The organism is uncultured Shewanella sp., assembly GCF_947495455.1.
GTDB lineage: Bacteria > Pseudomonadota > Gammaproteobacteria > Enterobacterales > Shewanellaceae > Shewanella.
In genome coordinates this window covers 16014-40693 of record NZ_CANLZC010000007.1, presented here as the reverse complement: position 1 = coordinate 40693, position 24680 = coordinate 16014, and the positions used below count along the sequence as shown (strand labels likewise).

Below are 24680 nucleotides of genomic sequence, written 5' to 3'. Positions count from 1 at the left end.
CCTGTTGTTGTGCAAACCTATTGTGTTAAGCAATCAGTAAATTTGAAGCGGGCTCAGTTAAAAAATCCACCAATTCATCCGCCAATAACATATTTTCTAGCAATACCGCAGCTTGTGTATAACGGCCATGAGTAAATTCGTGATCGCCGATTTCCTGTTTCACCTTAGCCAATTCTTCAATTAACATCTTCTTGACTAAAGATTTCGTCACTCGTAATCCATTGGATATCAACACTTGATGCTTGATCCATTGCCAAATTGAGGTCCGCGCAATTTCGGCGGTAGAGGCATCTTCCAGTAATCCATAAATAGGCACACAAGCTTGCCCATTAATCCACGCCTGAATATATTGCAATGCAATACGTAAATTCAATCGCATCCCCTCTTCGGTACGCTCACCTTGACAAGGCATCAATAGCTCTTTTGCCGTAATAGGCGCATCAACGTCACGGGTAACATGAAGTTGATTCTTATGGTTTACGCCAATAAATTGCTCAAATGCAGCCATAGAAGTGTCGATTAATCCAACATGCGCCACCCAAGTACCATCATGACCGTGACTGGCTTCCACTTTTTTATCATTAAACACGTGAGTTAATAGTTGAGCATTGCTGTCTGTTTTCTCACTGGGAATACTGGCAGCCAAACCACCAATCGCCATTGCTCCTCGTTTATGACAGGTTTTGACTAATAGCCTTGAGTAAGCACTCATCAAGGAGGCGTTCATAGTGACTGCTTGTGTATCGGGTAATATACGATCTTTATGATTTTTTAGCGTTTTAATATAACTGAAAATATAATCCCAACGGCCACAATTCAATGCGACGATATTAGCGCGTAACTCATACAATATCTCTTCCATTTCAAAAACGGCAGGTAAGGTTTCAATCAAGCAAGTACATTTTATCGTGCCTGGGCGTAAGCAATAACGATCTTCGACAAATGCAAAGATCTTGGCCCATAATCTCGCTTCTAAATGGCTTTCTAATTTAGGAATGTAAAAATAAGGTGCACTTTCTTTTTCTAACAATTTAAGATAGTTATTATGAAAGTAAACACAAAAATCAAAAAAAGCGGCTGGGATCGGCTCCCCTTTGAAAGTCACATGCTTTTCAAGCATATGCAAGCCTCTTATGCGACACATTAATACGGTTTTCATTCGAGCATCATCATTGACTGAGTCAATTTTATCCTCTTTCTCATTGATCACATCACGAAGATTTTTCTGACCCTTAAGAATATGTTCCCAACTGGGCGCTAATGCATCTTCGAAATCAGCAATAAACACCTTTGCATTTGAATTTATGCCATTTATTAGAGTATCACGATCCACAGGACCGGTTAGCTCAACTCGCCTATCTTGCAAATCTTTAGGAATAGGTGCAACACACCATTGAGAGTCCCGTATTTGCTTGGTTTCTGTTAAAAATGCTGGCAAAGTCCCCTTATCAATAGACTGCTGCTTTAGCACTCGCATGTTAAGTAACTCAGCCACTTCATCATTAAATTGCTCACAGATCTTTTCAATTAAACTGACTGTGCCCGTTGACAGCACTTTACTCTGTTGGATCAGGACTTGTTCTTGAGCGCTCCCTTTAATCACAAGAGATGCAGCGGTGATTTGTTTTTCTTCTATTGTATTGGTTAGCATCTCGACGACTCCATATTCCGTATTCCATCTATAAAAGAGACAAGAGAAAGTAAGCACACTTACTTTCAAATGTTTAATTACAACAAAATTTAAAGACAAAATAAAAATAATGCAACTTAGAAAATTAAAGATGAAAAATAAAAAAAGAATCATTCTAGCGATTTAAATTGGTCTGACCAAAAAATAAAACCAAAGATAAATAACTGAAATAAAATAAATTTAATATAAAACAGACAATGAGCAACTTGATTATCAATTGACAAAGAATAATTTGTCAGACAATTTTACCAAGGAAGGACACGTGAAAGTTGTTACGTAATTTTATTACCATGTGTAATAAAATAAATACTTAAATAAATCACGAAAGAAAACAGAAAAGTGTGTGTCTATGTTTTGAACTTACCCATAAGAAAAGGCAATAATAAACGATAGATCATTATGTTATTGGCGAATAATATTTAACAAAAGTAAAACAATCGTTTTAAACTGACGTTTACGTCAATATGACTAAGCCTGAGCAAGAAAAAATAAAACAGAAAAATTATGTTTAACGACTAACACTGAAATATTAATTGGTTTATTAACAAAAAAATTCATATTTTGATATAAAGATATCGAAGATCAAGTCTTCGATATCTTTTGATAAACCTAACGATTAAAATAAGCTAATTCTGTTTGGCTTTGAACCCTAATAAACGTAACGCATTCAATGTCACTAAAGCGGTCGCGCCACTATCTGCGAGAATCGCTAGCCACAAGCCCGTGAATCCCAATAATGTGGTCACTAAAAATACGGCCTTAAGGCCAAGAGCCAAGGTGATATTTTGTCGAATATTTCGTAGCGTCGCTTGGGATAACGCTATCATTGCAGGCAGCTCAATTAAACGATTATGGGTTAATGCTGCATCGGCTGTTTCTAATGCAACATCCGTTCCTCCCCCCATTGCAATACCAATTGATGCCGTTTTCATAGCAGGCGCATCATTAATTCCATCACCCACCATAGCAACATTGGCCTTAGCATTGGCTTTTTCAACAGCAAAGACTTTATCGGCAGGCAATAAGCCTGCTTGAAAATCAATGTCAATTTCAGCAGCAATGGCAGCGGCGGCACGAGGGTTATCACCCGTTAACATGACTGAGTTAATGCCCATGTTTTTTAATGCCAATATGGCTCCTTTAGCATCCTCACGTAAGTTATCCCGCCAAGCTATCATGCCTATGGGCACACCATCTCTTAATACTATCACTAAGGTCTTACCTTGCTCCTCTAACGCGATGGCTTCACTTTGTTGCACTGCACTCAAGGTGATTTGTGAAGGCAGCCTATTCGCAGCATATAGCTGAATAAGCTCCCCTTCTACAGTCCCTTGAATGCCTCGCCCGGGTAATGCTTCACGGAATGCAGCTTCTTTAACCTCAATGCCTTTATCTAGAGCGGCATTCACCACGGCCACCGCTAAAGGATGTAAGGATCCCATTTCCACCGCAGCGGCTTGCCTTAATAATCTTTGCTCCTCTCCCTTCCAGCACACAAGATCAGTCACCATAGGTTGACCTTGTGTCAGGGTTCCCGTTTTATCAAAAGCCACTGTCTTAATATGACCCAGTTGCTCTAATGCAGCGCCGCCTTTAATCAAAGCGCCTCTTCTGGCCCCTGCCGCTAATCCAGAGGTGATTGCTGCGGGAGTCGAAATCACTAACGCACAAGGGCAGGCAATCAATAATAAAGTTAAACCCCGATAAAGCCATTCACTCCACAATTGTGCAAAAAACAGTGGTGGGATCACAATCACTAAAGCCGCTAACATAATCATGGCTGGCGTATACCAACGACTAAAGGTATCTAAAAAACGCTCGAGCGGCGCTTTGCGGGACTGCGCATCTTCAATTAAATGTAAAATGCGATCAATGGCATTTTCTCCTTGTGCAGATATAATTCTTAATCGCACAACTTTATCAGCCACTAACGAACCCGCCATTATTTTATCGCCGGGCACATGCTCTACAGGTACGGACTCCCCCGTCAACGCACTTTCATCAAAACTGGCGATAATATCTAATAATTGGGCATCAGCAGGTAACCTAGCACCTGGGGCAACTTCAATCACATCACCTTTGACTAAAGACGCAACTGAAACCTTCACTTTAGTGCCATTTTTCTTAATGACCGTGGCTTCCTCAGGCACTAAATCCATCAAGGCCTTCACACCACTACGTGCTCTTTGTGCAGCGTATCCTTCTAAACGTTCACCAATTAAAAAGAGCAATAGCACCATACCCGCTTCCGCCGTCGCGCCTAAATATAGCGCCCCGATTGCCGCAACACTCATTAGAGTTTCAATGGAAAAAGGCGTACCAGAACGCGCTAAAGTTAACGCCTTTTTAACAATAGGTAATAGGCCCAGTATCGTGGTTAATGTAAATGCTATGCTTCCCCATGCCACAAAATATTGGCTGATCAGAAACGACAGTAACATCATTAAAGCAATCACAATAACGGATAAATTCTGCCTAATGAAACTCTGCTCTACGTGCTTAGTTGCACTTTTATTCTTAGCGAGTCTGACACCGGTTTCCATTGCCTTAGCTTCAATTTTATCCACCATATTTGAAGACTCAAAGTGAACAATTAGCTTCTCAGTGGCAAACATGACCTTTGCACTCACAACCCCTTTTAAAGACATTAATGCCTTTTCTAACTTTTGAGCACAACTGGGGCAATCCATTCCTAAAACTGTCCAGCTTTGTGTATGCCCCGAACGAGCTCGTGCCAAAGACTCTCCTTCATCATGCCCACTATTGACTGAACAACAAGTGCGCTTGCTCTTGCTTTCAACTTTATTTCCGACAAGGTGAAGGTGAGGCTCTTCTCTATTACAACTCTGGCCAGCCATGGGTAACACTCCTAAAAGACATCACCTGTTCAATGGTGACGTTTACACTCAAATTAAGCACACTCAATAACTCCCAATAAGTCCCAATTAAGTCATCACGTGCACAATATAGCTTAACTATAAACCTTGGAGTATTATCTAAGGTCAAGCAAAGTTTATTAAGAACCCCATATCAGCATGTTTAAACTAGTATTTAAAAGAGAGGCAACGAGTCATCTGCAAATACCAAAAACATAAAGTCATTCATAAACAAGTTAAATCCATTTAAAAACAACAAGACGCTGTTTTTAAAAACTATGACAAAGTGCCTCAGATAGTCAGGTTAATAAGGCAACGAAAACATGCATAACAGATAAACTTAAGCCTCATTCAATTCATGAAAATCGAAAATGTAAGGCATTAGCTTCTATGTCATTAAGTTTAATTACCACCATCATCATTTTTATTTTAATCTCTGTTCGGCAATGGCTTCCCAGTGGGTTACGAATTTGGCACATCATGTCGATAGGCGCCATTGTCATTTTAATCATGGGAGAAGTGAGTCTAAAAGATGCTTTTTTCAATATTGATTGGAATGTGATTGCTTATTTATTTGGTGTGTTCTCCATTGCCGCAGCATTATATGACAGCGGCATATCCGATCGCATGTGTGACTACCTTAATAAACATCACCCAAGTATTTCCATTTCATTATTTTTTTTAATGGTATTTTCAGGGATCACAGCAGCATTACTTACCAATGATGCAGCAGCGGTTATTGGAACGCCCATTGCACTGACCTTAGCCAGATTATTAAAAATTCGCCCTACAGTATTACTCATTGCATTATGCACTTCGGTCACGATTGGCAGCATGTTTACCCCTATCGGTAATCCACAAAATATTTTAATTGCCGCCAGAGGACATATCACTAATCCTATGAGTAGCTTTGCATTGTGGTTAGTTGTTCCAACCCTATTTTCAATGACATTTGCCTTTTTCTGGTTGCTTTACGTACAAAGAGCATGGGGGCAAACTTGCAAAGAAGATGTCGACCTTCCTAAACCTAACCATGGCAGTACTTGGCCCTCTTATTTAAGTGTCGGTCTACTCATTGCTATGATTCTAGGCGATAGCCTACTCATTAGCATTAATCCAAGCTATCAGGTTCCCATAGGCATTATGGCACTCATTGCATGCTTACCCGTTTATCTCTTTAACCCCCATCGAAATACCGTCTTCAAAGAAGTCGATTGGGCAACACTCGTATTCTTCGTGGCCATGTTTATTGTGACAGGCGCAGTCTTGGCATCAGGAGATTTACAAACTTGGTTAGGCCCCAAAATTAATGAACTTAATCATCCTCCTTTGCTTACTATGATCAGTTTTTGGGGAAGCCAATTATTCTCTAATGTTCCCCTCATCGAAATCTATTTACACTTGTTGACTCAACAATCCCTATCGACCATGATGCTGTTGTCAGCAACAAGTACGCTAGCCGGAAACCTCTTTATTATCAGTGCAGCAAGTAATGTCATTGTGGTCCAACAAACCGAAAAATTTAATGCTAAACCTTTCAGCTTTTGGGAGTTTGCCTTAATATTACTCCCTATCACAATAGTGTCTCTTATTTTCAGTTATCTATGGATAGTCTTTGTTATGTCTTAAATCGTCTCATGCTGAAAGGGATAAAGCCGCTATTGCCATGAGATAAAGCGGCTCCAACCTCTGTTATTGATCCGTTAGTCAGAATCCTGTTGGTTAATTTTTGCTTCTAAATCTTGTTTCACTATCGACAAGGCTTGCAAAGCCACATGAGGATCGATCTCATTGCTTTCCAATAAAAAAATCAAATCAACCGCCAATTTTATTTCAGCCGAAGCGGACTCTAATGAATGAAGATGATCTTCCTTGCTATTTCTCGTATCGTTATCTTGGCTCATTGTATAACTCAATTAGGAAATGAATAATAACGATAGGTCAAACAACCTACCTGTGTCTCTACGTTATCGCGACTTATCTGTTAATTTAATGGATTTATTACCTGAAATCATTGCCGATACAATGCCAGGCTGATGGGTGATTTCCGCCCAAATCACACCCAAAACATGAAGAAAAATAAGCAGCATCAAAAAATACACACTGTATAAATGTATAATCCCCGCGAGTTTCTTATATGGGCTGAGCAAAGCAGCCTTGGTCTCATCGACTCCCGTTTTGTCATAAGGTTTAATCGATGAAGGTTCGGTATTCTCTTGAGCAATAAATTGCTGAGTCATGCCACCAAAAGGGGGATAATAAACATCGGTTCCCGCTCGAATAAGACCTGTAAGAGCAATAATACTTAAGGTCAACAAAATAAATATAATCATTACTTTTCCAAGAGGATTATGGCCTAAGTATTGCGGAGCATCAGGATGATTCATCATCTTAACATAGTCCTTAACCTCTCCTTTTTTAAGCGATAACGCACTCCATCTGGCAAATTTGTTCCCCATAAAGCCCCAGCATATTCGTAAGCTAAGGTTAATAGTAAATCCATAACCTATGATGATATGTAATTCCTTTAACTTAATTTTGGCGGCTAATCCTGTGATCCCTAATTCAGGTTTAAACAACATGATAAAACCAACAAACAATAGCAAAAGCACCAGAAATAAATTAACCCAATGGAATATTCGACTGGGTAAATCCCAAACAGGTACAGTAGACTGGCTTTGTGGCTCAATATTCATATTATTTTCCTATACGAAATACCGCTTTTTATTTTCGGCGAACATCTTACTTGCTAAACACAACAAAATCGAGAAAACTCACTCATCGAGAAGCCTATCGACGTCGACTGACTTGTTAGATGAAACTGGATTTAGGTATAATGATGCTTATCTTAAAGATTGTAATTGACTCAGATCAAAATCATTACAAGAGCAGTAAAGGCAGCAAACGATGGCACAAGTGGATTTTACGCGCATTAATCAAACCACGACACAATCCTATAATGAACAAAAAAATTTGATCAAACGGGTTTTCAAAGGACAAACAGTACCTTGTAAAAAATGCGGACAAAGCTTATTACTGAAATTACCCAAAACAGATCCATCTACAGCTGTATCGGGGATTTATTGCAAAAAAGGATGTACCGATCTTGAGCTTGATATGGAGCAAATCATTTAATACTTAAGAATCCAACCCAATAATGCATTACAGCACTTTCCATTGACGCACTCTCCATAGAAAAAAGTTCGCCATTGATAAAATTCCATTAATAAAAGTTGAGTCATTTTTTGAAGCTAAATCCACGATTACACCAAATTAATCAAATGATAACTCGACAATATGCCCATATTTGGGATTGTTGTTGCGATCACGGCTTACTCGGCGCAGCTTTGCTCGATAAGCAAGCAGCCTCCCATGTCCATTTTGTTGATACTGTGCCACATGTAATGGCAAACTTAGAGGACAAATTAAAGCGATTTTACTCACAGCTCGCCCCTAAAAATCAAGCAACAATATCAACCCAATGGCACACTCACTGTTTAAACGCCAAAAGCCTTCCACTAGAGCCCAGTTCACAAGCTCAACTCATTATTATCGCAGGTGTCGGAGGCGAACTCACGCTTGAAATTATTGAAAACTTGCTTCAGTTACACTCCAAGATCCCTTTAGAGTTTTTGATCTGTCCTGTTCATCATCAATTTAAGGTAAGGCAAAGATTGAAGCAACTGCAATTAGGCTTAATTGATGAATCTTTAATACAAGATAATCACCGCTTTTACGAAATCATACATGTCTCAACACAAGCAACGGACCCCATAACATCAGTCGGCAACAAAATGTGGGATCTGAGCTTAAAAACACATCAAGACTACTTAATAAAAACAATCGCTCATTATGAGAATATTGCTAAAGGAAATCAGCAAGCACACAGTCAGCCCATTCAAGCTTATCAAGCACTATTGGCGCAACTTAAGTCATATGCTTAGTCGTTAACATGCTCGTCATTCAGCCAACCACTCTTGTGTCAATAAGGTATCACCATTTAACATCACCTCGGCACAATAATGGCTCTTTGGCTTTAATTGCCCTACCCCTTTTGGTGTTCCCGTCATCACTATGTCGCCATCTTCTAAGGACATGAAACTTAAAATATCCGCCAAAATAGCCTGAGGCGAGTGGATCATTAGCGCAATATCACCTTGTTGAATGACTTCATTATCAATAGACAGCGAAAAAGATAAAGAAGGGTCAACTGAATCTATTGAGACAAAATCACTGAAAACAACGGATCCATCAAACGCCTTTGCTTTTTCCCAGGGTAATCCTTTTTGCTTTAACTGGCTTTGCAATGCTCTTTTGGTTAAATCAAGTCCCACTCCAACCGCTGAAAAACGCCCCCCTTGATAAAGAAAACAGAGCTCTGTTTCATAATGTAAAGCTTCGGTATGGTAAGCTTTTAATCGCGTCGATATCGCAGAATTAGGCTTAATAAAAATAACCAAGTCGTTCGGCACATCATTATTCAATTCTTTTATATGCTCCACATAATTGCGCCCCACACACACAATTTTAGAGGGTTGGATCGCTTGTTCATCGACTTTTATAGAATGCACAACTGTGTCCTTAGTATGTTCAAGTAAAATTGATAGAAAAAAGCCTAATCAAGACTAAAGTCTAACATTGATACGCGCTTTTTATAGGCAAAAATGTTAATCAAACAATAACTTGATTACAAATGAAAAAAATGCAACCCTTAAGAACAACTAAATCAAACAATTTAAAACATTACTGCAACAAAAATAAAATAAAAAGACGATTTTATCATTTTCATCCTGTTTTTTAGCTGAATATCATTAAAGAGACTTGCTAATAACGAAAATATCGAAGAGTATTTTTAGCATTAAAAATGGAAACGACCTCTATGGAAAGAGATAAACAACATAATTGAAGGCATAAAACTCATGTTCAAATCATTATCATCACGCATTTTTATCGGATTATTTTCCGGCCTGATAATAGGCACTATTATTCAATATGGTTTTCCTGACAGTAGTTTTGCAAGTGATACTCTAATTCATATTGCATCTGGTGCAGGCAGTATGTTTGTTCAATTAATCATGATGCTCGTCGTTCCCCTCGTCTTTTTTAGTATTGTTACAGGAGTCAGTGAGTTACAAGATTTAAAGTCCTTTGGTCGTCTTGGCAGTAAAACCTTCGCTTTATATTTAGTCAATACTATGATAGCAATTGTTGTCGCTATCGCCTTTGCACTTTGGTTAGAACCAGGCGCAGGCATGGTGTTATCGGGTGCTAAAGATGCCAAGCTTACCGCAACAGAATTACCTGGCTTCATAGACATGATAGTCAATATTATTCCCAGCAATCCAGTCAAAGCCTTTTACGAAGGCAATATGCTTCAAGTCATCTTCATGGCTTTACTCACAGGCGGTATAATCAAATCACTAGGTGATGAAGTCAAACCTGTGGTTATTTTCTTTCAGCATGCCAATAAAGTCATGCTAAAAATGATCACCGTAGTGATGAGTATTGCCCCTATCGGTGTCTTTGCGCTAATGGTAAAACTGGGAGCAACCTTTAAACCAGATGCTTTCATCAGTGTCTTTAGCTACATGGCATTAATCGTTGCTCTACTGGCTTTATGGGCCTTAGTGGTTTACCCCATTATTGTTGGGTTAACAACCAACATTACCGCTTCTCAATTTCGCCGTAGAACCCGTGAGCAATTCTTATTTGCTTTATCAACGGCCAGTTCAAACGCCACTATCCCTGTCACTATGCGTACCTTAACTGAAAAGCTAGGTGTTAAACCCAGTATTGCAGGTTTTGGTGTTCCCATGGGAGCCACAATGAACATGAGTGGTGTGGCAATTTATATTACCGTAGCAGCTTTCTTTGTGGGAAATGCTTTTGGTCATCCCATCACAGTAAATCAACTACCCGTACTTGCCTTTAGCGTATTTTTACTCTCTGTTGGCGCTGGCGGTGTACCAGGTGGTGGTATCGTGATGATTGGTGTACTTATTCATCAACTTGGATTGCCTATTGAAGCCATCGCCCTCGTTGCCGCATTAGATCGTATTATTGATATGTTCTGTACCAGTACTAACGTTGTCGGTGATTCTGCCGTTGTCAGTATTGTTGATCACTCAGAGAAAACACCTGAACAACGAGAAGCCAATCCACAACTGAATGCTGAAGCTTAATCTTCTAATATTAAAAAAGCAGAATGATAAAAACGCCTATGCCAGATCTAGGCGTTTTTATTTTTTCTGATTAGCGGTTAATATTTTATCTAGCTGATTAGAAAAAGCCTGCCTCTGAGCTTGAGTCATAGCAGACGGTCCTCCCGTTTGCACACCACTTGAACGCATAGTATCCATAAAATCACGCATATTTAAAATCCCTTTAATATTATGGTGGGTATAAAGCTCTCCTCTTGGATTCAGTGCAACCGCACCTTTATCTATCACCTCAGAGGCCAGTGGAATATCGGCTGTTATCACTAAATCTTGAGGCGACAATCGCTTAACGATTTCATCATCTGCAACATCAAAACCTGACGATACAGTGATCATTTTAATAAAAGCGGAAGGGGGGATTCGAATAGTATGATTGGCAATAAATGTTGTCACTGTTTGCGTTCTATCAGCCGCCCTGAACAGGATCTCTTTAATCACACTAGGACAAGCATCGGCATCGACCCAAATTTTCATCACTTTCTCCGTCGTTAAAAAACGCCAACTTATTAGGTTGGCTTTACCCATTTAAATCATGATTTTTTGACGAAGCATGTCAAAATAACAATACGGGTTCCATTAACACGCCCCTCAATATGTTCAGGGTTATTTGTCAGCGAAATATTACGCACTGTGGTCCCTCTCTTAGCGACAAAGCTGGTACCTTTTACATTCAGATCTTTAATGATCACAACATTATCACCCGCCTCTAAAATAGCGCCGTTACTATCCACTGTGGAGGCCACCTGCTCTTGTGTATTAACAGTTTCTGCATCCACCCAGGCTTGTAAATCATCCTCTAAATAAAGCATATCCGTTAGATCTTGAGCCCAACTCTCAAACTCTAAACGCTTCAACATTCTCGCAGCCATCACTTGCACGGCCGGAACAGTACTCCACATGCTGTCATTTAAGCATCGCCAATGATTCACATCCATTTTATCTGGCGCCATAATTTGCTCATGACACGTATGACAAACCATCAATTCATTGTCATGATGTGCACCTGAATAAGGTAACTCAAATACCACTAATTCTGTACCTGCACCGCACAGCTCACATTTGTTCTCACAACGTTGACGTAATTCAGTTGTCATAACTCTTTTCGATTATCCGTATAAAATTTCGCTGCATTGTATCCCATCATTAAAAAACTTGAAATACGCGAAACACAAAGTCCTTCATATCACTTTTTGAGGGCATTATTTTTACTTAACCCTGCTTTCATCGGTGTGAACTACCACTCTCAAACCATTTAGAGGTATAATCCTTTTCAATGTTAATCCATGCTCGTCATTCCCGTCAGCATTTAGATCTAGGCTCTTATTCATGGATACCCCCCTCAATATTCAGGCGCTCACACCTTTGCAAAAACGTGCGCTCAGTTATAGTCATACACTGCACTCTCTTTTTAATGAAATTATCACCACAGAATCACCAGCCGACCGTGTCTTAGCTCGGTATTTCAGAGACAATAAAAAGCACGGTTCTAAAGATAGAAAAGTCATTAGAGAAACCTTATTTGCCTTGTTTCGTTGGTGGGGCTGGATAAAAAAAATACAAATACAAGAAAATGATGCGCTTAACTGGTATGTTCAACTGAGCCTCGTTGGTTTATTTGAAAAACACAGCTGGCATAACATTATCGAATCATGGCTCCAGTTCGCCAAACTTAGCCCTGTGAATGTATCTTTATTTTTGCCTTATCTCGATACGGAGCAATCCTTCACTAACGAGAGACTTAAAACTGATCATATTGACTTGCACTCACATCAAGCTAAGCAAGCCTTACTTAAGCAGCTCACCAGTTTAGACTTTCCCTTACTTGATTTAGTCCCAGATTGGGCTAGAAACATGGGCATTTTTACTAAAGAAAATGAAACGTTACTCATTGAGGCTTTCAGTTCTCGGCCTCCCATTTGGGGAAGAGCACAAAATATAAGCACACAAAAAGCACTAGAATTATTACAAAGAGCTGACATAGAGGCTAAGGCTGACTCCCCTTTTACGGACAGTATTCATTTAGGCCACAAAAATATTAATCTCAACGGGCTCGCACTCTATAAACAAGGGCAATTAGAAATACAAGATTTGGCTTCACAAGTCATTGGTCATATATGTGCCCCTAAGCCCAATGAGCACTGGTGGGACGCTTGCTCTGGTGCTGGAGGAAAAAGCTTACAACTCCGCTCAATAATGTTACAACAAGATCCTCAAAGCAGCGGAAAAATAATTGCATCAGATATTCGACATAAGGCCTTAGAAGAATTAAATAAACGTGCAAAACGAGCCAAATATAAAGGCATTAAAACTCAGGCTTGGATAAATAATGAGTTACCTGTAAAAGCGAATAGTTTCGATGGTGTTTTGGTTGATGCACCATGCAGCTGTATCGGTACATGGCGACGAAATCCCGATCTGCGTTGGATCAGTCAGAGCGCAGCGGTTACCCAAAAAGCGCTTTTACAAACGGATATTTTAAATCGTAGCGCTAAAGCTGTAAAAGTGGGGGGAAAATTAATCTACGCCACTTGCTCTCTGTCATCGATAGAAAATGAAGACGTTGTAAAGGCATTTTTACAAACCAACCCTGAGTACAGTCTTGATACCCTCACACATCCATTTACTCATGAACAACACAAAATGCTGACGATATGGCCATTTGAAGCCAATAGTGATGGCATGTTTGTCGCTAAGATGACCAAAAATCGATAATGATTCCAACAGGGGACTGGATCACAGCCCCCTGATTTTCTCCTGCACAGAAAATAAGTTGTGCACAATCTAAAATACCGCTAAAGTAAAAAAAGGATTACGGTACCAGCTGATGTCGATCCGTGATACTTCAAGATGCGGGATCCTGCAGGAATAAAAGCCTTTTAAGCAAAGCTTTGAATTGCGATCCCGATAATGCTCAGTCAACATTCAGACACACAGTATAAAAAGGACAAATCTATGTCGGAATCTATTTATCAATTTTCTGCTGTCGATATAAAAGGGACTCGAATCGATTTCAAACAATATGAAAATAAAGTACTTTTGATTGTCAATACAGCAAGTCAATGTGGCTTCACTCCCCAATATAAGGCGCTAGAAGCACTGTATAGAAAGTATCAATCGAAAGATCTCATCATTCTAGGTTTTCCTTGTAACCAGTTCGGCCAACAAGAGAAGGGCAATAATGAAGAAATCAGCGCTTTTTGCGAAGTCAATTTTGGTGTCTCCTTTCCTTTATTTCAAAAAATAGATGTCAATGGCAAGCAAAGTCACCCTCTCTATCAATTCTTAAAAAAATCTGCAAAAGGCGTGTTAGGCTCTGAAAATATCAAATGGAATTTCACTAAATTTCTCGTTGATAAGCATGGCCATGTCATCAAGCGATACTCACCTACCACCAAACCGGAAGATTTGGAAAATAAAATCCTTGAGCTCTTATAGATAATTTAATCAATACATAGATTTATTTTTTTATTGATAAATGTTGAACTATTAGTAAAAACGCCACTCTAATTGATTGAGCATGTTTTTTAATGTTCATCATTCTCCCTTGGGGTTTCTAATAAACCCCATTGATCAATAAATTGATCAAAAGGCAACACTTGATTTCATCAAGGTAGTTGCCTTTTTTGTACCTATTCCTATGACAAGAAAAGCCCTTACTTTTATCACTAGCGTTCAAAAATTTTTTGTACTTTTTTAAAAAAGAATGGAACTTATGTGCATTTTAACGCTCTGATATTATGAAGCGATTATTTTTGAATGGTTTCATCATTTATCATCTCCCTATTGAAGCATATTTTGTGCTGACTTTTACTTACTAGGGTCAATATGGAAAATGACAATGAACAAAAGCATCACTTCAATACATCAGGCCAACACTATTATCGTTAGGGCTCTGTAGCAAAAAATTATGTACTCATGCTCAACTAGCGCAGCATGAACCCCATAATCTGTTTTTGTTACAAGCAATACTGAGGTATTGAATATGTTGTTATTGTTTACATTTTTCATTTAACGATTCTTGTTGGCAACACTCTTTTGAGGGTTGCCATTTTTTATGTGCATTTTCTATCTAACGTCTCATTTTATGGCGGCACTTTCCAATCAGAAGTCCAAAAACGCCATCCTCAGTCAACTTTTCAATATAGAAACCCTGAAAACAAAAATCATCACTCACTGATAGCAAAACCAAATAACCAATGTGTCTTTATTCTCTTTGCACCTTCTGACATGATCAACTGAATTCGGTCACACTTTCTCGTCATTTTTTCATTCTTTTTTAAAAAGCATTGAACTTATGTGCATTTCAACGCTCTGATACTATGAAGCGATTATTTTTGAATGGTTTCATCATTTATCATCTCCCTATTGAAGCATATTTTGTGCTGACTTTTATTTACTAGGGTCAATATGGAAAGTGACAATGAACAAGCAACAATGTGATACGGCTAGCGTAATATCCAGTTTAACCTTGTTCTGATTTTCCTGAAACGACTGTTATTGTATGGCAACCCTCTTTAGAGCGTTGCCATTTTTTTCGCTGTTTCAAGAACACTGTTATGCTCTATTTTATTTGCTCTTTTTTCACTCTTTTTCTCACGCTCTCTCGCCATTTTTTCAATCTTTTTTGAAAAAGAATGGAACTTATGTGCATTTTAACGCTCTGATACTATGAAGCGATTATTTTTGAATGGTTTCATCATTTATCATCTCCCTATTGAAGCATATTTTGTGCTGACTTTTACTTACTAGGGTCAATATGGAAAGTGACAATGAACAAGCAACAATGTGATACGGCTAGCGTAATATCCAGTTTAACCTTGTTCTGATTTTCCTGAAACGACTGTTATTGTATGGCAACCCTCTTTAGAGCGTTGCCATTTTTTTCGCTATCTCCAGTGCAGTGTTACGTTCCATTTTATTTGCTCTTTTTTGAAAAAGCATGGAACTTATGTGCATTTCAACGCTCTGATACTATGAAGCGATTATTTTTGAATGGTTTCATCATTTATCATCTCCCTATTGAAGCATATTTTGTGCTGACTTTTACTTATTATGGTCAATATGGAAAGTGACAATGAACAAGCAACAATGTGATACGGCTAGCGTAATATCCAGTTTAATCTTGTTCTGATTTTCCTGAAACGACTGTTGTTGTATGGCAACCCTCTTTAGAGCGTTGCCATTTTTTTCGCTATCTCCAGTGCAGTGTTACGTTCCATTTTATTTGCTTTTTTTCATGCTCTCTCGCCATTTTTTCAATCTTTTTTGAAAAAGAATGGAACTTATGTGCATTTCAACGCTCTGATACTATGAAGCGATTATTTTTGAATGGTTTCATCATTTATCATCTCCCTATTGAAGCATATTTTGTGCTGACTTTTACTTACTATGGTCAATATGGAAAGTGACAATGAACAAGCAACAATGTGATACGGCTAGCGTAATATCCAGTTTAACCTTGTTCTGATTTTCCTGAAACGACTGTTATTGTATGGCAACCCTCCTTGGAGCGTTGCCATTTTTTATGCATCCCTAACAAAAAAGCCACCATCACCATAAGGAGGCCTTTTCTAAATGTAACTAATATTACAAGCGAATACCTGCTTTCGCTAAATCTTTCGCAATCACACCGCGAGGTAAAGCCACATATCCGTCTTTTTCAACAATCTTTTGGCCTTGTTTTGATAAAATAAAGCGAATAAACTCACGATCCATTGGTGCTAATTCTTTATTGGGCGCTTTGTTGACATAAACATATAAGTACCGAGATAGTGGGTAGATCCCTTTTGCCGCATTTTCCGCTGAAGCATCGATATAATTAGTGCCTTTCTTTGATATAGCAACCGCTTTCACACCCGCAGTTTTATAGCCAATACCCGAATAACCAATGGCATTCAAAGATTGAGAAACAGATTGTACTACTGATGCAGAGCCAGGTTGCTCATTCACATTGGCTTTAAAGTCTCCTTTACACAAGGCTCTTTTCTTGAAATAGCCATAAGTACCCGATACAGAATTTCGACCATATAGCTGAATATCTTTCGCCGCCCAACGACCTGTTAAACCTAAATCCCCCCAACGATCCACATCTTGACCACCACACTTATAAGTAGCAGAAAAAATATCATCGATTTGCTCAATACTTAAACCTTCAATCGGATTATCTTTGTGTACAAAAACCGCTAATGCATCAATAGCCACGCGGATCCGAGTCGGTTTATAGCCGTAATGCTTTTCAAATGCCTCGATTTCGTTGGGCTTCATTTTGCGGCTCATAGGTCCAAACTGAGAAGTCCCTTCTGTTAGTGCTGGCGGTGCAGTAGAAGAGCCTGCAGCTTGTATTTGTATATTGACATTTGGGTAGAGTTCACGAAATTCTTCAGCCCATAATGTCATCATATTTGCCAAGGTATCTGAACCAACCGATGATAAGTTCCCTGACACGCCACTTGTTTTAGTATAAATCGGTAAATTGGGATCAATAGATGCCATCACGCCGATAGAAAACACACTTGCTACAGTCAAACCCACTGCGCTGATCAGCTGTTTCAGTCTCATTTCTTGCTCCAATATTCAGCTTAATTATTTCAATGCAGTCAGTATCGATTGCGACCGTGACAAGTCTATGACAACTAAGTGACACTATGATGACAAACCAAGCTTTTTTAACTTATACCGCTATAGGGCTCATTTCTAATAAATGTTGAGGGATAACAAAGCTGAATGTACTCCCTTTACCCAGTTCACTGACAATATTCAATTCACTTTGATGATGGCTCAATGCATGCTTAGTAATGGCTAAACCTAAACCTGTTCCACCACTGCCTCTGGATCTTGCACTATCGACACGATAAAAACGCTCGGTCAGTCGACCAAGATGCTGTATCGCTATACCTTCTCCCGTATCCTTTACACTAAAAACACCTCCTGCTGGAGTATGCTTCCAACTTATCTCTATCACGCCACCTTCTGGCGTGTACCGAATAGCATTAGAAATCAAATTAGAACAAGCGCTTCTTAATTGTACTTCGTCACCATGAACGTCGCATTTCTCCTCACAGAAAAAGTGTAATTGATATTGGCCTTGGGAAAGCGCTTTCGCTTCCTCAACCAATAAGTTAAACAGTGCAGACATATTGATTGTTTGCTCTAAATCAATATTACTGGCATCTTCAATGCGAGAAAGTACCAATAATTGCTCAACCATAGATTTCATTCGAGTCGTTTGCTGTTGCATTTGAACCATGGCCTTCATATTGGGCGAGTCGGGTTCAGCCATACCCTGCATCATTTCAAGATACCCTTGCAATACGGTTAACGGTGTCTTCAACTCATGGGACACATTGGCCACAAAGTCTTTTCTCATCCCTTCAAGGTGTCTAACATGGGTAATATCTCTTGCAATAAAAAGGTATTGACCCGTACCATAAGGCATTATTCTAATTTCAAGTACGCCATTTTCCGATAACGGGGCAGCAAGCTCAAAAGGTTCAGCATATTCACCTTTTTTTAAATATAAAGAAAAGTCCGGATGACGAAGAAGGTTGTCAATACGCTGCCCACTATCTTGAGGCCAAACGAAACCCAGCAACAAACGCGCCAACTGATTACACCATAAAATATTATATTCAGAATCTAACACCACCGCAGCATCGGGCAATGCTTCAGCACCTTGTCTAAAACGCCCTAAAATATACGCTAATTGAGAAATACGCTTTCTATTTTTTCCCTGTAATCGATAAATACCATTGAAAACACCTTCCCAACTTCCTCTACCATTAGGAGGCGTCAATCGCCTATCGTGCCATAACCAATAATTTAACCTAGAGATCTGATGATAATGCCAGAATAATAACCCAATACTACCCAACATCACGATTTCAATCACTCGACCGAATAATAGGCCGAGAGAAAAACAAAAAAATAGAAAAAAAATCAAACGCAAAAATAAACGTGAACCAGAGTAGGAGTCAAGCATAAAACAACCTAAAAGCTGCGGTAAAAAAACAATAATTTAAAATATAATCAAAGTGATATTTAATTTACGACCCCATTTTGCCATTTGAAGCAACTTCCTTCACTGGCTGGCGATATCATCATGGCCTTGCTCAAGCTCCCATTGAACGCCATAAGGATCTTGAAAATAAAAATATCGGATCCCACCAATAATATGACACACATTCTCTTTTTCTTTCAAATCACTTTCAAGTGCTTCATCCAAGAAAATAAAATCATTTGGCGTAATAGGGCTAATAGTATAAGGCTTATAATCTAAATGATCGCTGATCATTTTTACACCATTAATACTTTTTAAAAATTGAAAAGCCTCATCAATATTAGCGACACCTAAAGCCACATGCCTCACACCACCAATATCATTGGTATTGCCTGTAGGCCTGCTATCATTTCCACTGGGGTAATGATATTCCATTAATTCAATAAATAACGGAGTAGGAACCGTTGGAATTTTTAAAAATTGTATACACACATCGACTTTATCAGCTTCTTCAATAAATCCCGCTGATTTTGCAAAACCAACATTTTTAAAATGAGCAAAATGTTGTACTGGAATAGCGCCTAATGCTTGTTGATAGAATTCACTGGCTTGCTCAATATTATCCACGACGATATTGATGTGAGAAATCGACTTATACGCTATCATAAAAATATCCTTATATTGATTGCATCACCATTCATTATAACAATATCGGTTTCACTGATTATTCCAGTCTACGTATTTTACCTTGCAGAAAATCGATAGCCTGCACCACGAACAGTCTGAATCAATTTATCATGCCCACCCTGCTGAATCGCTTTACGTAAACGCCTAATATGCACATCTACGGTTCGGTCCTCAACATACACATTTGTCCCCCATACATTATCCAGCAACTGTTCTCGACTATAGACTCGTTCAAGGTGGGTCATAAAAAAGTGTAATAATTTAAACTCGGTTGGCCCCATTTCAATCACCATCTCACCAACAGTCACTCTATGACTCACAGGATCAAGCTGTAACCCTTGCACGTCTATCGTATCTTCTAAACAAGTGGGTGCACTTCTTCGCATCACAGCTTTAATACGAGCAACCAATTCTTTTGGTGAAAAAGGTTTGGTAATAAAATCGTCAGCACCCACTTCCAATCCACGGACTTTGTCTTCTTCTTCCCCACGTGCCGTTAACATAATAATGGGAATTTGACGCGTGAACTCATCTTGGCGTAAACGTTTTGCCAGCTGTATACCACTGCCACCTGGAAACATCCAATCAAGTAAGACTAAATCTGGATAAGGTTCAGACAACCTAGCCAAAGCAGAATCATAGTCTTCTGCAGCAATAGTGTTAAAACCGTGTTGCTCAAGCACAAAAGTTAGCATATCTCGAATCGCTAACTCATCTTCTACAATTAATATCCTTGCCGTCATAATTAATCTTCTATCAGTGAATGTTACACGACTATTATTATTGGTCAATTTTATTACAAAAATATGAAACAACGAACGATTATTATGCCCTAAAACAATAATCCCGTCTTATGATCTTTACACTTAGATCCTCGACACAATAGCAAATAAGGAGGCGAATGCCTCCTTATTCATTTTATATTTTTCTAGATTATCACAACACATCATGCTTAGAATTTATGCTCAATACCCACAGCAAAATACTTATCCGTTTCTTCACTGCTACCTGTGTAAGCCGTGTCATAGGTACGATCTATCCAAAAAGCCATCAGCTTAGTCGGCTTAGCCAATTGATAATCAACACCCGCAGCCCAAGACTCTCCAACCTCTTCCATATCTTGGTATTGCGCTTTTAAAGTAAAATCTTTTACTGGGTACGCTGCACTTAATAAATAACCATTATTTCGATCGCCATCAACTGCAATAATTTGCTCAAATGTCTCTCCATCTATCGTAACCTCAATCTCATCATATTTCTCCTTTTGCTGCTGATACATGGCACCGAGCTTTAATTCCATAATTTTTACTTGCGCTGTTCCACGGATGATCTCATAACCTTTGACATTATCATCATAGGCCACTGATGCATAAAACATCGTCTTCTTCAGTTTCTTATCACCATAAAATGCAGCCACACTATAACCATTCTCATCATATTGATTTGAGTCTGCATCTGCGACATAAGTCGCGCCTATTCTAAATCCCTTCATATCTGGTGTTAAATACGTTGCCGTTTGTGCCATACGATTCTGGCCTTTAAACAGGTACTTAATATCACCATCTAAATCATTGAACTGATCGACTTTTCCTTCTGAGCGCTTAAAAATGGTATCATTACGTCCAACCGCTAATTCTCCAAAACTCCCTCTTAAACCAACAAATTGATTACGAGCGGTAAAATTATCAGAACTATCAGCGCCCGTGTCCACTTTATACTCTATGGTATAAAATGCTTCCAAAGCATCGGTAATTTGATAGCCCCCTTTCACCCCTAGTCGAGACTCGTTACTTTGAATCGTATTCTTAGTCTCTCCATCCTCATCATTATATTGGCCTGTAATATTCAGCTTCCCGTACAAAATGACCGCACTGTCTAATGCTTGCTGACTTTGCATGGTATTACCACGATCACTGTTAACATTAATGTCAGTGGTAACGTCTTGTTTATTATTTTGTGTCGTTTCCGCAGCCTGAGCAGAGGCCAAAGTGAGTGAAGCCAGCGTAGAAGCTAATAGAGTTTTATGAAAAGCGTTCATCAATGCATCCTTTGGCGGTATTTCGCCTTCGTTATTAGTTTTCGAGCGCTATAATGCAACATCTTTATTTCATTTTTATTTCAATGATTATCTTATGATGCATTAAAGTTAATTGAAAGCGGCAATGTTAATTAAATGTGAGCAACATCGAAGAAGCTGGCTTATTGAAATTATACAAAAAGTCACCACCAAGAACCGATATTGCAGAGGATTAGAGTTTACCCACGCCTAACAATGCCTTACACTGCGGGGTTTATTTCTTCATTAGGCATGTTAGCTATGTGGTTTAAAAACCTTACCCTTTACCGTTTCAATAAACCCTTTGATATTGATACAGAAAAACTTGAACAAGCGCTAGCTGATTTCACTTTCTCTCCCTGCTCAAGTCAAGATATCAGTCAATTTGGTTTCTCAAATGCTTTAGGAAAGTTAGGGCAAGCATTGGTTCATACAGCCGAAAATAGACACCTCATTTGTGCTACTAAAGAAGAAAAAATTCTTCCTGCACAAGTGATCAAAGAAGCATTAGAAGAAAAAGTGGCCCTCATTGAACATGAAGAAAATCGCCAGTTAGCAAAAAAAGAAAAAGATGCGCTAAAAGATGACATTATCACTCACTTATTACCCAGAGCTTTTTCAAGACGAAGCCAAATTCGCGCATTGATTTTACCCGAAATTAATATGATCTTAGTCGATAGCAGTAGTGCAGCTAAGGCCGAAGAATTATTAGCATTATTAAGAAAAGCCCTAGGTAGCCTGCCAATTGTCCCCTTGAGCTTTCAAACTCCCATAGAAACCCAGCTTACTCAATGGCTTAAAGATGGAACTTCACCTCAAGGTTTCGAAATGCAAGATGAAGCTGAATTGAAATCTGATTCTGATGAAGGAGGAATCGTGCGTTTCAAACAGCAAGATCTCAGTGAAGATGAGGTACTTGCCCATATTGAAGTCGGTAAACAAGTGCACAAACTGGCCTTACATTTTGGACAATCCATCGCCTTTTTAATGCAATCAGATACTAGCCTTAAACGACTCAAGTTCTCTGAAGAGTTCAGAGCTGAAAATGATGAACTAAGTGATGAAGATCCACTCACTCGTCTTGATGCCGATTTTGCCTTAATGGCAACAGAACTGATTGCTTTAATGAACACTTTAGTTGCAGCCTTAGGTGGAATTGAAGAGCATTAAACTCCTCTCTTAAACCCATGCGCTCATGTAAAGATGACAGCCTGTTTATTTCTAGGCTGTCATCTATTTTTTATGGCTTAATCCATTCTCCCTTTTCATTGAAAGGCCACTGGATCCCTAACCAAGCAGTGAAAAAGTCTTTCTGTGCTTGTGTTGGCGAGACGACACTTTTTAATTGCAATGAACGACTCGGTTGAGCCGTTAATGTGACCGATATTTCTTGCAATTTCTGCTCTTGAAACACTGTCATAATAACGGTCTGCCCAAGCGTAAAATCCTGCAGACGTTTTTCGATATCACTGGCCGTGACTTTTAGTCCATTAATCGCGACTAATTCATCACCTAAGGTCAGACCCGCATTCCAAGCAGGACTTTCTCGCATGACCTCAAGCATAATTAAACTGCCTTCTTCAAACGTCACTCCAGTAAAAGGAATATCGTCCACTTCATTCCCATAGGTCAAGGCTATGCCCGCTTGTTTTAATAAATCAGTGAAGGGCAACTGTACTGGTAATTCCACATATTGTGACCACCAGCCTTGATAGTCCCGTCCCGAAAGTTTTTTTAAAATTCCTTTAACATCATTGACATTATAAGATTTAGGCAAAGAAAAATCTTGGTAAAGCTGCTGGTGCACATCTCGGTATGACACCTTATTGTGAGTGTTTTTTAGCAGAGAAAAATCCAATGCAAGTGAGGCCAAATAGCCTTCATAATAGATACTCACACTATTATTAGTCGAATAATCACCTCTAGTACTCACCCATTGACTAAGGCTGGCTTCTGCCACTGACTGAATTTGATTACCTGGAGTATGTTGACTCAAAGTAATGCGTTCAGCTAAATCGTCAAAGAACTCTTTTGCTGTGATCACTCCAGCTCTTAATAACAACTGACTTTGGAAATAACTGGTTGAACCTTCGGATATCCATAACAAAGGCGTCAACTTTTCTTCTTGGTAATCATATGGCACTAATCCCTCAGGCCGATAAGCTTTCACATTCCAAGTATGGATAAACTCATGAGCCGCTGTTTTAATAAAACCTAAATAATCTTCTCGCTCTCTAAAACTAAAACGCGGCTTTTGAATAATGGTTGAGTTGAGGTGCTCTGTAGCGCCACTTTCTCCACTTGTTGCATGGATCATATATAGATAACGTGAATACGGATACCCAGTCCAAATGGCGGAAGCTTGACGACTCAATTTTGTTAAATCCGTTACTATTTGTTGTAAATCGTAGTTGCCTTCTCCCCATACCACCAACCCATATTCCCTGCCATCGACTGAAAATTCTCGATACTGGTTAATGCCAGACTCAATGGGAGAATCAATCAAAACATCATAATTCATCGCGGTAAAATGATGCTGACCTTCTCCCCTTTCCATACCCGAATAGCTTTTCCAACCTTGAGGCACAGAAAGATGGACATTCACTTTATCGCTTCTATAAGTAGGACTATACATAAAAGTACCCGATGCATCTAAAAAGGCATGGGTTCCATTGATGTGACTCACTCGTTGCCCCAACAAATTAGCGTGTAATTGATATGAAACCGTCACGCTCGTCGGCTTATCTAGCGTTATTTGCCACTCTCCATTTGCCGTTCTTCTCCAAGGTAAAACATCCCCCTTAGAGTTAGTCGCTGTAAACAAGCGAATATTATCCGCTAAGGGTAACACTTGATATTTACCTGTTCTCCACACGGGTAAATTTACCTTGAGTATCTTCTCCTTCGTTTCAGGAAATTGAATATCCACCTGAGCAAGATGATGCTTTGGCTCAACAAGCTCAATAAAGTAATTAACATCACTGTATACAGGTAGACTCAATATGGAGGTAAAAAGAGATACAAATAAAGCTGAATTATTCACTAAAACACCATTATGTTATTATATTTTATAATTAAAAAATAAAAGTATAACATTAGAATCAAGCATACTGGTATAATCAAAACAGAATCCTTGTAAGTGAATAAAGGCCAGCGA

The 24680-nt window shown here is 39.0% G+C and carries 20 protein-coding genes; 7 read left to right on the top strand and 13 right to left on the bottom strand.

Features of this window, described 5'->3' with window-relative positions:
* Nucleotides 1-25: 25 nt before the first annotated feature.
* Together aceB and Q0791_RS03625 are read right to left on the bottom strand one after the other, a co-directional pair.
* Nucleotides 26-1651, bottom strand: coding sequence for a malate synthase A (gene aceB / locus Q0791_RS03630; protein WP_299002786.1), 1626 nt, complete (start codon nt 1649-1651; stop codon nt 26-28).
* A 665-nt stretch (nt 1652-2316) separates the two neighbouring features.
* Nucleotides 2317-4548, bottom strand: coding sequence for a zinc/cadmium/mercury/lead-transporting ATPase (locus Q0791_RS03625; RefSeq protein ID WP_299002785.1), 2232 nt, complete (start codon nt 4546-4548; stop codon nt 2317-2319).
* Between the two features lie 408 nt (nt 4549-4956).
* On the opposite strand from Q0791_RS03625, the gene Q0791_RS03620 reads away from it, so the two are divergent.
* Nucleotides 4957-6195, top strand: coding sequence for an SLC13 family permease (locus Q0791_RS03620; RefSeq protein WP_299002783.1), 1239 nt, complete (start codon nt 4957-4959; stop codon nt 6193-6195).
* A gap of 74 nt (nt 6196-6269) precedes the next feature.
* Here the strand turns inward: Q0791_RS03620 and rsmS are convergent, their stop codons facing one another.
* Together rsmS and Q0791_RS03610 are read right to left on the bottom strand one after the other, a co-directional pair.
* Complete coding sequence (rsmS, locus tag Q0791_RS03615) at nt 6270-6470, bottom strand: pleiotropic regulatory protein RsmS (protein WP_299002781.1); 201 nt, start codon at nt 6468-6470, stop codon at nt 6270-6272.
* 63 nt (nt 6471-6533) lie between these two features.
* Nucleotides 6534-7262: a cytochrome b/b6 domain-containing protein gene (locus Q0791_RS03610; RefSeq protein WP_299002779.1), complete on the bottom strand. Its 729-nt coding sequence runs from the start codon at nt 7260-7262 to the stop codon at nt 6534-6536.
* 211 nt (nt 7263-7473) lie between these two features.
* Between Q0791_RS03610 and Q0791_RS03605 the strand changes: the two genes are divergently transcribed.
* Together Q0791_RS03605 and Q0791_RS03600 are read left to right on the top strand one after the other, a co-directional pair.
* Complete coding sequence (locus tag Q0791_RS03605; protein WP_299002777.1) at nt 7474-7701, top strand: hypothetical protein; 228 nt, start codon at nt 7474-7476, stop codon at nt 7699-7701.
* A gap of 110 nt (nt 7702-7811) precedes the next feature.
* Nucleotides 7812-8510, top strand: coding sequence for a tRNA (adenine(22)-N(1))-methyltransferase TrmK (locus Q0791_RS03600; protein WP_299002775.1), 699 nt, complete (start codon nt 7812-7814; stop codon nt 8508-8510).
* A 15-nt stretch (nt 8511-8525) separates the two neighbouring features.
* On the opposite strand, the gene Q0791_RS03595 is transcribed toward Q0791_RS03600, so the two are convergent.
* Nucleotides 8526-9137 carry a fumarylacetoacetate hydrolase family protein gene (locus tag Q0791_RS03595; protein ID WP_299002773.1) on the bottom strand — a complete coding sequence of 204 codons (612 nt, stop codon included), beginning with the start codon at nt 9135-9137 and terminating at the stop codon, nt 8526-8528.
* Nucleotides 9138-9485: 348 nt separating this feature from the next.
* Between Q0791_RS03595 and Q0791_RS03590 the strand changes: the two genes are divergently transcribed.
* Nucleotides 9486-10748: a dicarboxylate/amino acid:cation symporter gene (locus Q0791_RS03590; protein ID WP_299002772.1), complete on the top strand. Its 1263-nt coding sequence runs from the start codon at nt 9486-9488 to the stop codon at nt 10746-10748.
* A gap of 57 nt (nt 10749-10805) precedes the next feature.
* Here Q0791_RS03590 and Q0791_RS03585 read toward each other — a convergent pair whose 3' ends face one another.
* Together Q0791_RS03585 and Q0791_RS03580 are read right to left on the bottom strand one after the other, a co-directional pair.
* Nucleotides 10806-11258 carry a YaiI/YqxD family protein gene (locus Q0791_RS03585; RefSeq protein ID WP_299002769.1) on the bottom strand — a complete coding sequence of 151 codons (453 nt, stop codon included), beginning with the start codon at nt 11256-11258 and terminating at the stop codon, nt 10806-10808.
* 56 nt (nt 11259-11314) lie between these two features.
* Nucleotides 11315-11878 (bottom strand): alkylphosphonate utilization protein, encoded by a 564-nt coding sequence (locus Q0791_RS03580; RefSeq protein ID WP_299002766.1) that lies wholly within the window; start codon nt 11876-11878, stop codon nt 11315-11317.
* Nucleotides 11879-12110: 232 nt separating this feature from the next.
* Between Q0791_RS03580 and Q0791_RS03575 the strand changes: the two genes are divergently transcribed.
* The gene (locus Q0791_RS03575; protein ID WP_299002765.1) at nt 12111-13496 is read left to right on the top strand and encodes a methyltransferase domain-containing protein; all 1386 of its coding nucleotides are present in this window, start codon (nt 12111-12113) and stop codon (nt 13494-13496) included.
* 240 nt (nt 13497-13736) lie between these two features.
* Nucleotides 13737-14219 (top strand): glutathione peroxidase, encoded by a 483-nt coding sequence (locus tag Q0791_RS03570; protein WP_299002762.1) that lies wholly within the window; start codon nt 13737-13739, stop codon nt 14217-14219.
* A gap of 2151 nt (nt 14220-16370) precedes the next feature.
* Here Q0791_RS03570 and Q0791_RS03565 read toward each other — a convergent pair.
* The 5 genes from Q0791_RS03565 to Q0791_RS03545 all read right to left on the bottom strand — a co-directional run bounded on the left by Q0791_RS03565 (nt 16371) and on the right by Q0791_RS03545 (nt 21505).
* Nucleotides 16371-17342: a phosphate ABC transporter substrate-binding protein PstS family protein gene (locus Q0791_RS03565; RefSeq protein ID WP_299002759.1), complete on the bottom strand. Its 972-nt coding sequence runs from the start codon at nt 17340-17342 to the stop codon at nt 16371-16373.
* 112 nt (nt 17343-17454) lie between these two features.
* Nucleotides 17455-18762 (bottom strand): phosphate regulon sensor histidine kinase PhoR, encoded by a 1308-nt coding sequence (gene phoR / locus Q0791_RS03560; protein WP_299002757.1) that lies wholly within the window; start codon nt 18760-18762, stop codon nt 17455-17457.
* Nucleotides 18763-18861: 99 nt separating this feature from the next.
* A complete protein-coding gene (locus Q0791_RS03555; protein WP_299002754.1) occupies nt 18862-19446 on the bottom strand; it encodes a VOC family protein in 585 nt (194 codons plus the stop codon).
* Nucleotides 19447-19523: 77 nt separating this feature from the next.
* Nucleotides 19524-20210 carry a phosphate regulon transcriptional regulator PhoB gene (phoB, locus tag Q0791_RS03550; RefSeq protein WP_299002751.1) on the bottom strand — a complete coding sequence of 229 codons (687 nt, stop codon included), beginning with the start codon at nt 20208-20210 and terminating at the stop codon, nt 19524-19526.
* Nucleotides 20211-20419: 209 nt separating this feature from the next.
* Nucleotides 20420-21505 carry a porin gene (locus tag Q0791_RS03545; protein WP_299002750.1) on the bottom strand — a complete coding sequence of 362 codons (1086 nt, stop codon included), beginning with the start codon at nt 21503-21505 and terminating at the stop codon, nt 20420-20422.
* 279 nt (nt 21506-21784) lie between these two features.
* Here Q0791_RS03545 and rdgC point away from each other — a divergent pair, with 279 nt between their 5' ends.
* Nucleotides 21785-22693 carry a recombination-associated protein RdgC gene (rdgC, locus tag Q0791_RS03540; protein WP_299002894.1) on the top strand — a complete coding sequence of 303 codons (909 nt, stop codon included), beginning with the start codon at nt 21785-21787 and terminating at the stop codon, nt 22691-22693.
* A 70-nt stretch (nt 22694-22763) separates the two neighbouring features.
* Here rdgC and Q0791_RS03535 read toward each other — a convergent pair whose 3' ends face one another.
* Nucleotides 22764-24566 (bottom strand): PDZ domain-containing protein, encoded by a 1803-nt coding sequence (locus Q0791_RS03535; RefSeq protein ID WP_299002747.1) that lies wholly within the window; start codon nt 24564-24566, stop codon nt 22764-22766.
* Nucleotides 24567-24680: the final 114 nt, after the last annotated feature.

Bases quoted from the DNA above. Each gene is read 5' to 3' on its own strand.
- Q0791_RS03570 (WP_299002762.1), top strand. From the start codon at position 13,737: ATGTCGGAATCTATTTATCAATTTTCTGCTGTCGATATAAAAGGGACT.
- Q0791_RS03575 (WP_299002765.1), top strand. From the start codon at position 12,111: ATGGATACCCCCCTCAATATTCAGGCGCTCACACCTTTGCAAAAACGT.
- Q0791_RS03625 (WP_299002785.1), bottom strand. From the start codon at position 4,548: ATGGCTGGCCAGAGTTGTAATAGAGAAGAGCCTCACCTTCACCTTGTC.
- aceB (WP_299002786.1), bottom strand. From the start codon at position 1,651: ATGCTAACCAATACAATAGAAGAAAAACAAATCACCGCTGCATCTCTT.
- Q0791_RS03620 (WP_299002783.1), top strand. From the start codon at position 4,957: ATGTCATTAAGTTTAATTACCACCATCATCATTTTTATTTTAATCTCT.
- phoB (WP_299002751.1), bottom strand. From the start codon at position 20,210: ATGACGGCAAGGATATTAATTGTAGAAGATGAGTTAGCGATTCGAGAT.
- rdgC (WP_299002894.1), top strand. From the start codon at position 21,785: ATGTGGTTTAAAAACCTTACCCTTTACCGTTTCAATAAACCCTTTGAT.
- Q0791_RS03610 (WP_299002779.1), bottom strand. From the start codon at position 7,262: ATGAATATTGAGCCACAAAGCCAGTCTACTGTACCTGTTTGGGATTTA.
- Q0791_RS03580 (WP_299002766.1), bottom strand. From the start codon at position 11,878: ATGACAACTGAATTACGTCAACGTTGTGAGAACAAATGTGAGCTGTGC.
- Q0791_RS03555 (WP_299002754.1), bottom strand. From the start codon at position 19,446: ATGATAGCGTATAAGTCGATTTCTCACATCAATATCGTCGTGGATAAT.
- rsmS (WP_299002781.1), bottom strand. From the start codon at position 6,470: ATGAGCCAAGATAACGATACGAGAAATAGCAAGGAAGATCATCTTCAT.
- Q0791_RS03585 (WP_299002769.1), bottom strand. From the start codon at position 11,258: ATGAAAATTTGGGTCGATGCCGATGCTTGTCCTAGTGTGATTAAAGAG.
- Q0791_RS03590 (WP_299002772.1), top strand. From the start codon at position 9,486: ATGTTCAAATCATTATCATCACGCATTTTTATCGGATTATTTTCCGGC.
- Q0791_RS03565 (WP_299002759.1), bottom strand. From the start codon at position 17,342: ATGAGACTGAAACAGCTGATCAGCGCAGTGGGTTTGACTGTAGCAAGT.
- Q0791_RS03545 (WP_299002750.1), bottom strand. From the start codon at position 21,505: ATGAACGCTTTTCATAAAACTCTATTAGCTTCTACGCTGGCTTCACTC.
- Q0791_RS03605 (WP_299002777.1), top strand. From the start codon at position 7,474: ATGGCACAAGTGGATTTTACGCGCATTAATCAAACCACGACACAATCC.
- phoR (WP_299002757.1), bottom strand. From the start codon at position 18,762: ATGCTTGACTCCTACTCTGGTTCACGTTTATTTTTGCGTTTGATTTTT.